The organism is Geodermatophilus sp. SYSU D00698, assembly GCF_054050335.1.
Genome location: NZ_JBJGZD010000009.1, coordinates 15456 through 29382 on the forward strand (window position 1 = coordinate 15456; position 13927 = coordinate 29382).

A 13927-nucleotide genomic window follows, 5' to 3' on the forward strand; every position below is an offset into this window, starting at 1 on the left:
CGGTCACATCCGGAAGACGCCGTAGGCGACGTCGTCGAGGGGGGCCTGCGCGCACGCGGACAGCGCCAGGCCGAGGACGGTGCGGGTGTCGGCGGGGTCGAGGACGCCGTCGTCCCACAGCCGCGCCGTCGAGTAGTAGGGGTTGCCCTGGGCCTCGTACTGGCCGCGGATCGGCGCCTTGAACGCCTCCTCCTCCTCGGCGGGCCAGTCGGTGCCGCGGGCGGCCAGCCCGTCGCGGCGGACGGTGGCCAGCACCGACGCGGCCTGCTCGCCGCCCATCACCGAGATGCGGGCGTTGGGCCACATCCACAGGAAGCAGGGGGAGTAGGCCCGGCCGCACATCGAGTAGTTGCCCGCGCCGTAGGACCCGCCGATGACGACGGTCAGCTTGGGCACCCGGGCGCAGGCGACGGCGGTGACCATCTTGGCGCCGTGCTTGGCGATGCCGCCGGCCTCGTAGTCGCGGCCGACCATGAAGCCGGTGATGTTCTGCAGGAACAGCAGCGGGATGCGCCGCTGGTCGCAGAGCTGGACGAAGTGCGCGCCCTTGAGCGCGGACTCCCCGAACAGCACGCCGTTGTTGGCGACGATGCCGACCGGGTGCCCGTGCAGCCGGGCGAAGGTGGTCACCAGCGTGGGCCCGTAGAGGGCCTTGAACTCCTGGTGCTCGCCGCCGTCGACCAGCGTGGTGACGACGTCGCGGACGTCGTAGGGCGTGCGGGGGTCGACCGGCACCAGGTCGTAGAGGTCGGTCTGCGGGCGGACGGCGTCCCGCGGCGGGGCCACCTCCCAGGCCGGCGGCGCGGGCGGGGCCAGCGTGGACACGATGCCGCGGACGATCTCCAGCGCGTGCTCGTCGTCGTCGGCCAGGTGGTCGGTGACGCCGGAGACGCGGCTGTGCAGGTCGCCGCCGCCGAGGTCCTCGGCGCTGACCACCTCGCCGGTGGCGGCCTTCACCAGCGGCGGCCCGCCCAGGAAGATCGTGCCCTGCTCGCGGACGATCACCGACTCGTCGGCCATCGCCGGCACGTACGCGCCGCCGGCGGTGCAGGAGCCGAGGACGGCGGCCACCTGCGGGATGCCGCGGGCGCTCATCGTGGCCTGGTTGAAGAAGATCCGGCCGAAGTGCTCGCGGTCGGGGAAGACCTCGTCCTGCATCGGCAGGAACGCGCCGCCGGAGTCGACGAGGTAGACGCACGGCAGCCGGTTCTGCAGCGCCACCTCCTGCGCCCGCAGGTGCTTCTTCACCGTCACCGGGTAGTAGGTGCCGCCCTTGACCGTGGCGTCGTTGGCGACGACGACGCACGGGCGGCCCGCGACCCGGCCGATGCCGGTGATGATCCCGGCGCCGGGGGAGTCGCCGTCGTACATGTCCTCGGCGGCCAGCGGCGAGAGCTCGAGGAACGGGCTGCCGGGGTCGAGCAGGTGCGCGACGCGGTCGCGGGGGAGCAGCTTGCCGCGCTCGACGTGCCGGGCGCGGGCGGCCTCGGAGCCGCCGAGCGCGCGCCGGGCCAGCCGCTCGCGCAGCTCGGCGACCAGGTCCTCGTGCCGGGCGCGCGACGACTCCGGCGCGGCCACCGCCATGTTGTGCCTCCTGTGTGGGATCTCCGCCCCGGACGTTAACCGTCGTTCACATCGGCTGTCCACGCGCCGCGTCAGGTGGTCGGGGTGGTGTCCGTCGTCGGCGGGGGCTCCTCGGCGGGGGACGGCGGCTGCTGCGTCGTCGGCGTCTCCGTCGCGGGCTCCGTCGTCCGCGGGGTGGCCGTCGTCGGCAGGGTCGGGGGAGCCGGCGCGGTGGTCGTCGGGACCGGCGTCGGCGCCGTCGTCTCCTCGGGCGTCGTCGTCTCCTCCGGCGTCGTCGGCTCCGGCTCGGGAGTCGTCGGGGGTGCCGTCGTCTCCGGCGCGGGCGCGGGCGCCGGGGTGGTGACCTCCGTCGTGCCGCCGGCCGGGACGGTCGCCGGGTCCGGCGGCTTCACGTACAGGTAGAGCACGCCCAGGCCCACGAAGAGCGCGGCCAGCACCAGCGTGGAGGTGCGCGCCCGGCCGATGTGCCCGGGTGAGCGGCGGAAGACGTTCGACAGGCCGAAGCGGCCGCGGCCGGCGGGGTCGCCGCCGCCGGTCTCCTCGGGACGCGGCGCGCCCGGGACGGTCACTGCTGCGCCCCCTGCCGGACCGGGGCGGGCGCCGGTGCGGGTGCCGGCTCCGGGGTCACGTTGAGGCCGGCGTGGCCGAAGGCCAGCACGATCCGGGCGCGCAGGTCGCGGCTCACCTCGAACTGCCGGCCGGGCAGCGTGCGGGCGACCACCCGCACGTTGACCTGCTCGAGGTCGATGCTCTCGACGCCCATCACGCTCGGCTCGTCGAGCAGCAGGCGGCGCAGGTCGGGGTCGGCGAAGGCCTGCCGGCCCACCTCGCGGAGGATCTCGTTGACCCGCGTGACGTCGGCCGTCGTCGGCACCGGGACGTCGACCACCGCGCGCGCCCAGTCGCGGGACAGGTTGACCACCTTGACGATCTGCCCGTTCGGGATGGTGACCACCTCGCCGTCGGCCGAGCGCAGCCGGGTGATCCGCAGCGTGACGTCCTCGACGGTGCCGTCGGCCGGGTCGCCGCCGCCGACCACCTGGATCGAGACGACGTCGCCGAAGCCGTACTGCCGCTCGGTGATGAGGAAGAACCCGGCCAGGACGTCGCCGACGATCCGCTGCGCGCCGAAGCCGAGCCCCACGCCGAGCACGGTGGCCGGGGCGACCAGGCCGGTGACCGGCACGCCGAGGCGGTCGAGCACGTAGAACGCCGCCACCGCGTAGACCATCACGATGAGCGTCCAGGTGACGACCTGGGTGAGCGAGTGCCGGTGCTTGGCCGCCTCGGAGCGGACCAGCACGTCACCCCCGGTGGAGCGGGCGTCGATGCGGCTGGTGATCCGGTCGCCCACCCAGCTGACGAACCGGGCCACCAGGACCGAGCCCAGGATGATCAGCACGATCTCCAGGCCGCGGCCGGCCAGCCAGTCGAGCAGGTCGGTGAACGGTGCCATGCGGGATCCGGTCCTCCGGTGGCTCGTGGGGTCGGTGCCCATCCAACCCGGTGCGGCTCGGAGTTGCCGCTACCTCGGCTCGACGAACAGCGAGGCGACCGAGCGGCCGATCCGCCCCGTGGTGTCGTGCAGCTCGGCCGAGCACTGCCCGACGCCGCCGGGCCCGATCGTCGTCGTCGCGTCCATGCCCAGCCACTCGCCCGCCGGCTGCCGGAACAGCGCGACGACGAGGTCGACGTTGGCGAAGGTCGCCCGGTCCCACGGGAGCTCGGCGGAGATGCCGCTGGCCGCGTCGGTCATGACCAGGAGGTGCTCCAGCGGCGTCATCGGCTCGCCCTCGACCAGCGCGCACAGCGGCCGGGTCCAGGCCGCGGCCGGCCCGGTGCCGGTGAGCGAGCCCGACGCCTCCCGCCAGTCCAGCGCGCGGTGGTAGGCGACCTCCTCGCGGAACACGTCGAACACCGCCGGGCGGGCGTCCTCCGGGCCGACGGCGGCCGGCTGCGGGGGCGTGGCGGTGTCCGCCGCGTCGCGGCTGCGCATCCGCCAGGCGGTCACCCGCATCGCCGTGCGCCCGCCCGCGGTGAGCGTGGCCTCCACCAGCTCGATCCGCCGGCCCGGGCGCAGCACCCGCGCCTCCACCCGCACCGGTCCCACCGGCACCGGCCCGAGGACGTCGTAGGCCAGCCGCACCGTCTGCCCGCCGGGGATGCCGCCGGTGCGCTCGACCTCGCGGGCGAGCAGCGCCGCCGGTGGCCCGGCGTGCTGGAGGCCCGGGTCCCACGGCCCGATGGTCAGCGCGGTAGCGACGTAGCCGTCGCCGTCCGGGAGGTAGCAGGCGGAGGGCAGGTGCACGTCCCGCAGTCTCGCCCGGCCGGAGTCGGGGCCCTCCCGCGGGTCAGCCGAAGCGGGCCAGCCACAGCGCGGAGACCAGCCACACCGCGCCCACTCCCGCGGCCACCCACCACAGCGGCTGCCCCTCCGCCGACAGCGAGATCAGGACCCCCACCACGAGGACCGCCCCGGCCACCGGCGTCGACCGCAGCAGCGCGCCGGCGGTGTCCGGTCCGGGGAAGGCGACGAAGACCACCGCCGCCGCGACCAGCAGGAACGCGCACAGCGCCCCGAGGTAGGCCGCGGTGACGCCGAACTCCGCGGGCAGCACGAGCGCCCCGACCCCGCCGACGACGGCCCCCGCGCCCAGCCAGAGGAGCAGGCGGCGGCGCCGTCGGGACCATGGGGGGCGGGGTTCGGTCACGCCGTCGAGGGTGCCCGCCCTCCCCGTGGGTCACCCGTGCCGTGGCCGCGATCACCGCGCCAGGACCGTGACGCGCCGGGCGGACGCGGCGCCCGCATGCGCCCGGTGACGCGTCGGTAGGTGGCGTCCGACTCGACGACCGCTACGCTCGGACGGGTGCCGCACACCCGCCGCCCAGCCGTCGGCTACCTGACCACCGTGGCGGCGGCGGGGCTGTTCGCCGTCAACGGCACCGTCTCCACGCTCGCGCTGCAGGCCGGCGTCCCGCCCACCTGGCTGACGGCGATGCGCTGCGGCGGGGCGGCGGTCGGTCTGCTGGCCGCGCTGGCGCTCGTCTCCCCGCGGCGGCTGCGGCTCACCTGGCGCGAGGTGCCCTTCCTCGCCGTGTTCGGCGTGGTCGGCGTCGCGCTCACGCAGTTCCTCTACTACGTGGCCATCGGCCGGCTGCCCGTCGGCATCGCGCTGGTCTTCGAGATGACCGCGCCGGTCGGGATCGCGCTGTGGGTCCGGCTGGTGCGCCGGGAACCCGTGCGCCCCCGGATCTGGGTGGCGCTGGCGCTGTCGCTGTCCGGGCTGGTCCTCGTCGCGCAGGTGTGGGAGGGCGGCGGCTCGCTGGACCCGCTCGGCGTCGCCGCGGGCCTGGCCGCCGCCGTCTGCCTGGCGACCTACTACCTCATGGGCGAGCGCGGGACGGCCACCCGCGACCCGGTCGCGCTCACCACCTGGACGTTCGTCGCCGCCGCGCTGTTCTGGGCGGTCGTCGCCCCGTTCACCGCGTCGTTCGACGCCGGCGTGCTGGGGGAGCGGGTGCCGGTCTCGCTCGGCTCGGCGCAGCTGCCGCTGTGGGTGCTCGTGGCCTGGATCGTCGTCCTCGGGGCGATCACGCCGTTCTGGCTGTCGATCGCCGCGCTGCGCCACCTGCCGCCGACGACGGCCGGGCTGGTCGCCACCGTCGAGCCGGTGTTCGCCTCGGTCGTCGCCTGGCTGTGGGTGGAGCAGGTGCTCACCGGCTGGCAGGTGGCCGGCGGGTTGGTGGTGCTCGGCGGCATCGCGCTCGCCCAGACCGCCCGCACCGCCGCGCGGCCGGCCCCGGCGCCGGCGCCCGTCCCCGAGACGCCGGCGCCGCTCGCGCCTCAGGACACCTTGTCGGAGTCGGCCAGCCAGCCGGCCAGGCGCTCCATGTAGCGGGCCTGGGCGGCGTAGTCCATGCCGACGTACTCCCACGGGTACACCTGCTGCGCCTGCGCGGCCGGCAGCAGGCCGTAGGTCGGCTGGCCGGCCATCTCCTCGGGGGTCATCGCGCCGCGCAGCGAGTAGAGGATCACGTCGCTGCGGTACTGCGGCACCTGCTCCCAGCTCGCGGTCTGCCAGAAGTAGCCGTCGCCGCCCGGGTCGACGAACTGCACGCCGAGGTCCTGGTACAGGCGCAGCGACGGGTCGTCGTGGGCCTTGGCCACGTAGAAGCCCTCGTCCGGGTAGGCGGCCACCGGCAGCACGGTGACCCCGGAGGACGCGGCCTCGGTGAGCGCCGCGGAGGCGTCCTCGTAGTCCTGCCGGGCCGCGCTCACCTCCTCGCCGTCCACGTCCGCACCGAGGGCCTCCGCGAGCTCGGCGGTGCGCTCGATGACGTCGGCGGCCGAGCCGCGCCAGGCGATCGCCACGACCGGCGCGATCCGCGCGACCTGCTCCTGCTGCTCCAGCGACTCGAAGCCGTACAGGGGCTGGGTGTCGTCCAGCGTCCCCTCGGAGTCCACCGGGTAGACGGTGGTGACGATCAGGTCGGGGTCGGCGGCGGCCAGCGCCTCGAGGTCGATCTGCCCGTAGCTCTCGCCGACGATCTCCACGCCGTCGAGGTCGCGGCCCTCGAACTGGACGTCGTCGGCGGCCGAGGTCTGGCCGAAGGTGGCCACCGGCTCGATGCCGAGGTTCCACAGCGACGACGCGACGTCGTTCAGGCCGGCCACCCGCTCCGGCGCGGCGTCGAGCCCGACGGTGGTGCCGACGTCGTCGGTGAACGACCAGCCTCCCGTCGCGGCCTCCGCCTCGTCGTCGGTGCCGGATCCGGCGCAGGCGCTCGCGGCGAGCAGGGCCGCCAGCGCGAGGGAGGCGCCGAGCGGGCGCGGGGGTCGGGACACCGGGGTCCTCCTCCGGTTCGGGCAGGGGGCTTCCCCCTGCGGGCGAGGGGAGGTTAGCCTTGCCTTACAAGCGGTCCGCAGGGGCCGTCCCCGAGCGGAGCGGAGACCCGCGTGACGACGACGACCGAGGCCCCGGCAGCGGCGGTGGCCGAGCTGCCGCAGTGGCTGTTCTTCGAGACCGTCGTCGCCCGCGTCCGCTCCCTCGGCCCGTCGATGGTGCGGATCACGCTCACCGGCCCGCAGCTCGAGGGCTTCGGCGTGGCCGGGGACGACCAGCGGGTCAAGCTCGTCCTCGCCCCCGACCCGACCGCGCTGGCCGAGCTGCAGGCCGCCGGCGCCGAGTGGTACCCCGCCTACTGCGCGCTGGCCGAGGAGCGGCGCCCGGTCCTGCGCACCTACACCGTGCGCGCGGCCCGCCCCGAGCGGTCCGAGGTCGACCTCGACGTCGTCCTGCACGGTGTCGCCGACGGGCACGCCGGCCCGGCCGCCACCTGGGCCGCGCAGGCCCGCCCGGGCGACCCGATGGTGCTCATGGGCCCCGACCGTCCCGGCCGCGGCCGCGCGTGGGGCGTCGAGTGGGCCCCGCCGGCCACGGCCTCCTGCCTGCTGCTCGCCGGCGACGAGACCGCGGTGCCCGCCGTCGGCGCGATCCTCGAGGCGCTGCCGCCCGGCCGCCGCGCCGTCGCCGTCCTCGAGGTGCCCGAGGCCGGGGACCTGCAGGACCTGCGGCTGCCCGAGGGCGTGCAGGTGCGCTGGCTGGCCCGCGCCGACCGCCCCCGCGGCGAGCTGCTGGTGCCCGCGGTGCACGCCGCGCTGGTGGACCTGGGGATCTGCGCCGCGCCGGCGCCCGCCCCCGAGGACGTCGACCTCGACACCGGCCTGCTGTGGGAGGTCCCCGAGGACCCCGCGGCCGGGGCGGGCTGCTACGCCTGGCTGGCCGGCGAGGCCGGGATGGTCAAGCAGCTGCGCCGCCGCCTGGTCGGCGACCTCGGCGTCGACCGGCGCTCGGTGGCCTTCATGGGCTACTGGCGCGAGGGCCGCGCCGAGAACTGAGGAAGGACCCCGCTGCCCCCACCGCTCGCACGCTCGCGGCGGGCCCCTGCAGCGGGGCCGTTCCATCAGCTCACCGGGGGAGCCGTCGGACCGGGACGACCATCGGGGTGCCGGCCACCGGGTCGGGCACCACGCGGGCCTCGAGGTCGAAGACGTCGGCGAGCAGCTGCTCGGTGAGCACCTCGTGCGGCGTGCCGGAGGAGACCAGGACGCCGTCGCGCATCGCCACCAGCCGCTGCGCGTAGCGGGCGGCGAGGTTGAGGTCGTGCAGCACGACGACGACCGTCCGCCCCCGCTCGGCGTGCAGCCGCGCCACGAGCTCCAGGACGTCGATCTGGTGCGACAGGTCCAGGTAGGTCGTCGGCTCGTCGAGCAGGATCAGGTCGGTGCCCTGGGCGAGCGCCATGGAGATCCACGCCCGCTGCCGCTGGCCGCCGGAGAGCTCGTCCACCGGGCGGTCGGCGAGGTCGCCCATGTCGGTCCAGGTCAGCGCCTCGGCGACGACCGCCTCGTCCTCGGTCGACCACTGCCGCAGCCAGCTCTGGTGCGGGTGGCGGCCGCGGGCCACGAGGTCGGCGACGGTGAGCCCCGAGGGGGCGACCGGCGTCTGCGGCAGCAGCCCGAGCACGCGGGCGACCTCGCGGGTCGGCGTCCTGGCGATCGTCCGGCCGTCGAGCAGCACCTGACCCGCCGCCGGGCGCAGCAGGCGGCCCAGCGCCCGCAGCAGCGTGGACTTGCCGCAGCCGTTCGGCCCGACGATCGCGGTGAACGAGCCGTCGGTGAGCGCGAGGTCCAGCCCGTCGACGACGACGCGGTCGTCGTAGGCCAGGCGCAGCCCCTCGGCCGCCAGGCGCACCCGGCCCTCGCCGGCGGCGGCGGGCACCGGGGGCGCGTCGGTGGTGGGAGTCGTCATGCGATGGTCCGCCTCCCGCGGACGAGCAGCCAGAGCAGGTACGGGGCGCCGACGACGGCGGTGAGGATGCCCACCGGCAGGGCCTCGGGCAGGACGGTGCGCGTGAGCAGGTCGGCCAGCACGACCAGCGCCGCGCCGAGCAGACCCGAGGCCAGCAGGGGCGGGCGCGAGCCGCCGGTCAGCCGGACGGCGATCTGCGGGACGACCAGCGCGACGAACGTGATCGGCCCGGCCGCCGAGACCGACGCGGCGACCAGCACGACCGCGACGAGGACGACGGCGGCCTGCGCCGCGGCCAGGCGGACGCCCAGCCCGCGCGCGGTGTCGTCGCCGAACTGCAGCACGCCGAGCACCCGCCCCGCCGCGAGGGCCAGCGGCACCAGCACCGCGAGGGCCACGGCCAGCGGCACGGCCTGGTCCCAGGTGCGGGCGTTGAGCGAGCCGACGATCCACACGTAGGCGGCCGCGGCGTCGTAGATGGCCGCCCGGGTGAGCAGCCAGTCGACCACCGCCAGCGAGATGGAGGACACCGCGACGCCGACGAGGACCAGCCGGTAGCCGTCGACGCCGGACCGGTAGGCCAGCAGGAACAGCAGCAGCCCGGCCCCCAGTGCCCCGGCGAGGGCCGCGAGCGGGACGCCGACGCCGCCGAGGACCGCGCCGGCCGACGAGGTGCCGGTGGCGACGATCGCGACGACGGCGCCCACCGAGGCCCCCGAGGTGATCCCCAGGACGTCCGGTGAGGCCAGGGGGTTGCGCGCGAAGGCCTGGAACAGGGCGCCGGCCACGCCGAGCGCCAGCCCGACCAGCGCGCCGACGACGACCCGTGGCGCCCGCAGCTCCAGCACGACGAACCGCTGGCCCTGCTCGCCGGCTCCGACGAGCGTGCGCAGCACGTCGGTGACCGCGATCGGGTAGTCGCCCCGGCCCAGCGCGACCGCCCCGAGCAGCACGACGACGGCCAGCGCGACCAGCGGCACGACGACCGACCGCCACCGGAACCGCACCGACACCGGCCCGCGGCGCAGGACGACCGCGCGGCCGGCCGCGCGCCCGCCGGGGTCGGGCGGGGTCGTCTCGCGGATGGTGTCGACGGTGGCGGTCACGCGGCGGCCCTCACAGCGTCGCGCTCCGGCGCCGGCGCACGAGCGCGATGAAGAACGGCCCGCCCAGCAGGGCGAGCACGATGCCGACCTGCACCTCGCCGGGACGCGCGATCACCCGGCCGACGACGTCGGCGGTCAGCAGCAGGAACGCCCCGGCCAGCGCCGAGCAGGGGACCAGCCACCGGTGCGCCGGCCCGGTGAACGCCCGGACGGCGTGCGGGACCACCAGCCCGACGAAGGCGATCGGCCCGCAGGCCGCCGTCGCGGCGCCGGCCAGGAGCGTGATGGCCACCAGGCCGACGGCGCGGGCCAGCCACACCCGCTGGCCGAGGCCGCGGGCCACGTCCTCGCCCATGCCGAGCAGGTCCAGGGCGGGCGCGTTGAGCAGGGCGAGCACCAGGCCGGCGACGACGAAGGGCAGCACCTGCCAGGCGATGTCGGCGCCGCGGCCGGCCAGCGCGCCGATCACCCAGAAGCGGAAGGCGTCCAGCGAGTTCGAGTCGCTGACCAGCACGGCGCGCACGAGGGCGTACAGCAGCGCGGACAGCGTGGAGCCGGCCAGGGCGAGGGTGACCGGGGTGGCCCCGCCGCGGCCGGCCGCGCCGAGGACGTACACGGCGACCGTCCCGGCCAGCGCCCCCGCGAAGGCGAACCACACGTACCCCGACGGCGTGCTGATCCCCAGCAGCGCGATGGCCAGGACCACGGCGAAGGAGGCGCCGGCGGTGACGCCCAGCAGGCCGGGGTCGCCCAGCGGGTTGCGGGTGTGGCCCTGCATCAGGGCGCCGGCGACCCCGAGCGACGCCCCGACCATGAGCCCGAGCACGGTGCGCGGGACCCGCAGGTCCCAGACGATGACCGCCTCCTCGGTCCGCAGCGAGCGGTCGGTGATGACCTCCCACACGGTGCCCGGGCCGAGCGGGCGGGTGCCGATCGCGATGCTGGCCGCGCAGGCGGCGACCACGAGGACCAGGAGCCCGGCCAGGCCGAGCAGGCGGCGCCGCGTCCGGGCGGTCCCTGCCGGGCGCGCCGGGGTGGCCCGGGTCGCCGCGGGAGCGCGGGTGACGCTGGGGACGGACACCGGGCAGCTCCGGACGGGTCGAGATCAGGCAAGGCTCACCTTAGTACCCGCTCCGGAGCGGGTCACGCTCACCGTTTCGTGCGGCGGCTCCCGCCGTGCCAGTCCTCCTGTACCCCGACCTCGTCCGGCTGCACCCCCGCCGCGAGGAGCTGCGGGCGCTCGCGCAGGCTGCGCTTGAGCTCGGCGAACCCGGGGAAGCGGGCCAGGCGGACGACGGCGTCCCAGAGCTCGACCGCGTCGTCGTCGGCGGGCAGCCGGCTGATGACCGGGCCGAAGAAGGCGACGCCCCCGGGCGGCTCGAAGTGCAGGATCGGCGTCCCGACGTCCTTGCCGGTGAGCGCCAGCGCCTCGTCGGTCTCGGCCCGGATCGCTCCGTCCCAGCGGTCGTCGTCGAGGGCGTCGGCGAGGTCGGCCGGCAGCCCGGCGCGCTCCAGCACCGGCTCGAGGTAGGCCCGCGTGCCGCGCTCGACGGCCGTGCCGGGCCGGTCGGGCTCGGTCTCGAAGACCCGTCGGCCGAGGGCCTCGTAGAGCGTGCCCACCGCCGCGCGGCCGTGCTCCTCGCGGGTGCGGGCGGCCACGCGCAGCAGTCGCAGCCCCGCGGTGTGGCCGGCCTCGTACTCGGGCGGGAAGTGGGCGTCGTAGTCGACGTGCGCGTTGAGCAGGCGCAGCGAGATGAACCGCCAGTCGACGTCGTACTCGCGCCGGGACGCGACGGTGCGCACCCACCGGCTGGTCAGCCACGCGAACGGGCACACCGGGTCGAAGTAGAAGTGCAGGTCGGCCATGGCCCGATGCTGCCCCGCCCGCGCGACCCCGGCATCCGCCGCCGGAGCGGCCCCGGGTCAGCCGGCGAGCAGCGCCTCGATCGCCGTCCGGACCTCCGGCGCGCCCGGCTCGGTCGTCGGGCGGAATCGCGCGACGACCGCACCGTCGCCGTCGACCAGGAACTTCTCGAAGTTCCACTGCACCGGCCCGGCCTCGCCGGCGGCGTCGGGGGCCTCGGTGAGCCGCTGGTAGACCGGGTGCGCGCCCTCGCCGTCGACGTCGACCTTCCCCGTCATCGGGAAGGTGACGCCGTACGTGGCCGAGCAGAAGGACTCGATCTCCTCGGCGCTGCCCGGCTCCTGCCCGGCGAACTGGTTGCACGGCACGCCGACGACGGTGAACCCGCGCGGGCCGTACTCCCGCTGCAGCTCCTCCAGCCCGGTGTACTGCGGGGTCAGGCCGCAGCGGCTGGCCACGTTGACCACCAGGGCCGGACGGCGGCCGGTGAGCGCGCCGAGCGTGGTGTCCTCGCCCCGCAGGGTCGAGACGGGCAGGTCGAGCAGGTCGGTCACGGGCACTCCTCGCGGGCCGGGCGGGTCGACGGCACCAGCGCGCGGGGTGCCGGGCTCATTCCAGGTCGCTGATGTCGTCGGGGACGTCGACGGCGTGCTGCCGCAGCGCGGCGAGCGGCACGACCTCCAGCGACCGCGCGTTCGTGGCCGCGAGGACCACCCCGGCCGCGGCGCCGGCACGGTAGGCCTGCAGCCAGCGGGTGGCGACGACGCACCAGCGGTCCCCGGGCCGCAGCCCGGGGAACCCGAACTCCGGCCGCGGGGTCGTGAGGTCGTTCCCGAGCTCGCGCTGCAGGGCGAGGAACTCCCGGGAGACGACGGCGCACACCGTGTGGCTGCCCGCGTCGTCCGGGCCCGTGCGGCAGGACCCGTCGCGGTAGAAGCCGGTCAGCGGCTCGGTGCCGCAGGGGTCGAGGGGACCGCCCAGCACGTTGCGCTCGGTCCCCGGCTCCGGCTCGGTCACGACGGGATCGTGGCAGAGGTCCTCGCGGACGCGCCCGTCCGCGGGCCCGGCCGGCGGCGCTGCCGGCCGGGCCCGCGGAGGGCGGTCAGCCGGTGCCGGTCAGACGGCGTCCTCGCGACGACGCCGGCCGGCGAGGGTCAGCCCGGTCCCCAGTGCGAGGGCCAGCAGGGCCGCGCCGAGGACGGTGACCGTCTCGGTGCCGGTGTAGGCGAGCTCCCCGGTGCCCGCTGAGCGGTCGGACGCCGTCCAGGAGCCGGCCGTCCAGGAGCCGGCCGCCGACGCCGGGCGGGTGGCCCCGTGGGCCCAGGCGTTCCCCGGGCCGTGACCCCGGTCGTGGCCCGTGCCGTGGCCCGTGCCGTGGCCCGTGCCGTGGCCCGTGCCGTGGCCCGTGCCGTGGCCCGTGCCGTGGCCCGGGCAGTCCTGCGGCGCGCCCGTCTGCTGCGGGCCGGTCGGGTCGGTCGGGTCCGTGGGGTCGGTCGGGTCCGTGGGGTCGGTCGGGTCCACCGGCCGGGTCGGCGGCGTGCAGTCGCCGAGGGCGTCGCCGAGCAGGCCCAGGCCCGCGCCGCAGACGGTCACCGGCACGTCGACGTCGATGCCGCCGCCGGAGCCGTCGTCCCCGGAACCGGGGGCGCCGGGGCCTTCCGTGCCCTCGGAGGAGCACCCGCCGAGGGCGTCGCCCGGCAGGCCGACGCCGTTGCCGCAGACGGTGACCGGCAGGTCGACGTCGAGCAGGCCGCCGTCGGAGTCGCCGCCGGAGCCACTGCCGTCCCCGGAGGTGGCGGGGGTGCAGTCGCCGGCCGAGTCGCCCAGCAGGCCGACGCCGTTGCCGCAGACGGTGACCGGCAGGTCGACGTCGAGCAGGCCGCCGTCGGGCCCGGTGCCGGGGTCCCCGGTCGGCACCGCGGGGCTGCACTCCCCGGCGGCGTCGCCGAGCACGCCGACGCCGTTGCCGCAGGCGGTGACCGGGACGTCGGCGTCGAGCAGGTCGCCGAGCGGGCCGCCGTCGACGGGGACGGGAGCCGGCTCCGTGGCGGCGGTGCAGCCCCCGAGCGCGTCGCCCAGGACGCCGACGCCGTTGCCGCAGACGGTGACCGGCACGGTCACCGCGCCCTCGGGAGCGGCAGGGGCGGTGCCCTCTGCGGCGGCGTCGTCGAGCACGCCGATCCCGTTGCCGACGACGGTCACCGGCACGACGACGTCGGCCGGGTCGGTGCTGCCCGGGGCGGGCGCGGCCGGCGCCTGCGTGGCGGTGCCGCCGGCGACCGAGGCGTCGTTGCCGCCGATCGTCACGGGCACCGAGACGTCGACCGGGCCCACGTCGAGGGAGAGGTCCTGCGAGACGGCGGGCAGCTCCAGCCCGCCGATCGGGGTGCCGGTGTCGAGGACACCGAGCGCGTTGTCGGTGACGGTGACCGGCACCGTCACGTCGAGGTCGTCGGACGCGGCGGCGACACCGGTGCCGGCGGCCAGCAGGCCGCCGGTCATCAGTGCCACGCGCAGGGCGCGGGTGGCCCAGGGGTGCATGGGAGGACTCCTGACTGAGG

At 76.6% G+C, this 13927-nt stretch carries 15 protein-coding genes; 2 read left to right on the top strand and 13 right to left on the bottom strand.

Annotated features, from left to right (window positions below):
* Positions 1–3 precede the first annotated feature (3 nt).
* The 5 genes from ACI8AB_RS10320 to ACI8AB_RS10340 all read right to left on the bottom strand — a co-directional run bounded on the left by ACI8AB_RS10320 (position 4) and on the right by ACI8AB_RS10340 (position 4295).
* A complete protein-coding gene (locus ACI8AB_RS10320) occupies positions 4–1584 on the bottom strand; it encodes a carboxyl transferase domain-containing protein (protein ID WP_456950060.1) in 1581 nt (526 codons plus the stop codon).
* A 71-nt stretch (positions 1585–1655) separates the two neighbouring features.
* Complete coding sequence (locus ACI8AB_RS10325) at positions 1656–2153, bottom strand: hypothetical protein (protein WP_456950061.1); 498 nt, start codon at positions 2151–2153, stop codon at positions 1656–1658.
* On the bottom strand, positions 2150–3040 hold the full coding sequence (locus tag ACI8AB_RS10330) for a mechanosensitive ion channel family protein (protein WP_387992316.1): 891 nt from the start codon (positions 3038–3040) through the stop codon (positions 2150–2152). Before ACI8AB_RS10330 ends, ACI8AB_RS10325 begins: the two co-directional genes overlap by 4 nt.
* A gap of 69 nt (positions 3041–3109) precedes the next feature.
* Entirely contained in the window at positions 3110–3892 is a 783-nt protein-coding gene (locus ACI8AB_RS10335) for a thioesterase family protein (protein ID WP_387992313.1), read from the bottom strand.
* Between the two features lie 43 nt (positions 3893–3935).
* Positions 3936–4295: a hypothetical protein gene (locus ACI8AB_RS10340; RefSeq protein ID WP_456950062.1), complete on the bottom strand. Its 360-nt coding sequence runs from the start codon at positions 4293–4295 to the stop codon at positions 3936–3938.
* Positions 4296–4451: 156 nt separating this feature from the next.
* Between ACI8AB_RS10340 and ACI8AB_RS10345 the strand changes: the two genes are divergently transcribed.
* Positions 4452–5480 (top strand): EamA family transporter, encoded by a 1029-nt coding sequence (locus ACI8AB_RS10345; protein ID WP_456950063.1) that lies wholly within the window; start codon positions 4452–4454, stop codon positions 5478–5480.
* Here ACI8AB_RS10345 and ACI8AB_RS10350 read toward each other — a convergent pair.
* Positions 5429–6430: an ABC transporter substrate-binding protein gene (locus ACI8AB_RS10350; RefSeq protein WP_456950064.1), complete on the bottom strand. Its 1002-nt coding sequence runs from the start codon at positions 6428–6430 to the stop codon at positions 5429–5431. The two genes, ACI8AB_RS10345 and ACI8AB_RS10350, sit on opposite strands and share 52 nt — an antisense overlap.
* 111 nt (positions 6431–6541) lie before the next feature.
* Between ACI8AB_RS10350 and ACI8AB_RS10355 the strand changes: the two genes are divergently transcribed.
* Positions 6542–7483, top strand: a complete 942-nt coding sequence (locus tag ACI8AB_RS10355; protein WP_456950065.1) for a siderophore-interacting protein — start codon at positions 6542–6544, stop codon at positions 7481–7483.
* 70 nt (positions 7484–7553) lie between these two features.
* On the opposite strand, the gene ACI8AB_RS10360 is transcribed toward ACI8AB_RS10355, so the two are convergent.
* The 7 genes from ACI8AB_RS10360 to ACI8AB_RS10390 form a co-directional block, all read right to left on the bottom strand.
* Positions 7554–8396 (bottom strand): ABC transporter ATP-binding protein, encoded by an 843-nt coding sequence (locus ACI8AB_RS10360; RefSeq protein ID WP_456950066.1) that lies wholly within the window; start codon positions 8394–8396, stop codon positions 7554–7556.
* Positions 8393–9502 (bottom strand): FecCD family ABC transporter permease, encoded by a 1110-nt coding sequence (locus ACI8AB_RS10365; RefSeq protein WP_456950067.1) that lies wholly within the window; start codon positions 9500–9502, stop codon positions 8393–8395. Before ACI8AB_RS10365 ends, ACI8AB_RS10360 begins: the two co-directional genes overlap by 4 nt.
* A gap of 10 nt (positions 9503–9512) precedes the next feature.
* Complete coding sequence (locus ACI8AB_RS10370; protein ID WP_456950068.1) at positions 9513–10583, bottom strand: FecCD family ABC transporter permease; 1071 nt, start codon at positions 10581–10583, stop codon at positions 9513–9515.
* Positions 10584–10651: 68 nt separating this feature from the next.
* Entirely contained in the window at positions 10652–11368 is a 717-nt protein-coding gene (locus ACI8AB_RS10375) for a mycothiol-dependent nitroreductase Rv2466c family protein (protein ID WP_456950069.1), read from the bottom strand.
* Positions 11369–11425: 57 nt separating this feature from the next.
* Positions 11426–11920 (bottom strand): glutathione peroxidase, encoded by a 495-nt coding sequence (locus tag ACI8AB_RS10380; RefSeq protein WP_456950070.1) that lies wholly within the window; start codon positions 11918–11920, stop codon positions 11426–11428.
* Positions 11921–11975: 55 nt separating this feature from the next.
* Positions 11976–12383: a DUF2237 family protein gene (locus ACI8AB_RS10385; protein WP_387992283.1), complete on the bottom strand. Its 408-nt coding sequence runs from the start codon at positions 12381–12383 to the stop codon at positions 11976–11978.
* Positions 12384–12482: 99 nt separating this feature from the next.
* A complete protein-coding gene (locus ACI8AB_RS10390) occupies positions 12483–13907 on the bottom strand; it encodes a hypothetical protein (RefSeq protein WP_456950071.1) in 1425 nt (474 codons plus the stop codon).
* Between the last annotated feature and the right edge of the window lie 20 nt (positions 13908–13927).

What these genes read in the sequence shown, in the direction of transcription:
- ACI8AB_RS10320 (WP_456950060.1), bottom strand. Translation starts at nt 1,584, where the DNA reads ATGGCGGTGGCCGCGCCGGAGTCGTCGCGCGCCCGGCACGAGGACCTG.
- ACI8AB_RS10330 (WP_387992316.1), bottom strand. Translation starts at nt 3,040, where the DNA reads ATGGCACCGTTCACCGACCTGCTCGACTGGCTGGCCGGCCGCGGCCTG.
- ACI8AB_RS10360 (WP_456950066.1), bottom strand. Translation starts at nt 8,396, where the DNA reads ATGACGACTCCCACCACCGACGCGCCCCCGGTGCCCGCCGCCGCCGGC.
- ACI8AB_RS10375 (WP_456950069.1), bottom strand. Translation starts at nt 11,368, where the DNA reads ATGGCCGACCTGCACTTCTACTTCGACCCGGTGTGCCCGTTCGCGTGG.
- ACI8AB_RS10390 (WP_456950071.1), bottom strand. Translation starts at nt 13,907, where the DNA reads ATGCACCCCTGGGCCACCCGCGCCCTGCGCGTGGCACTGATGACCGGC.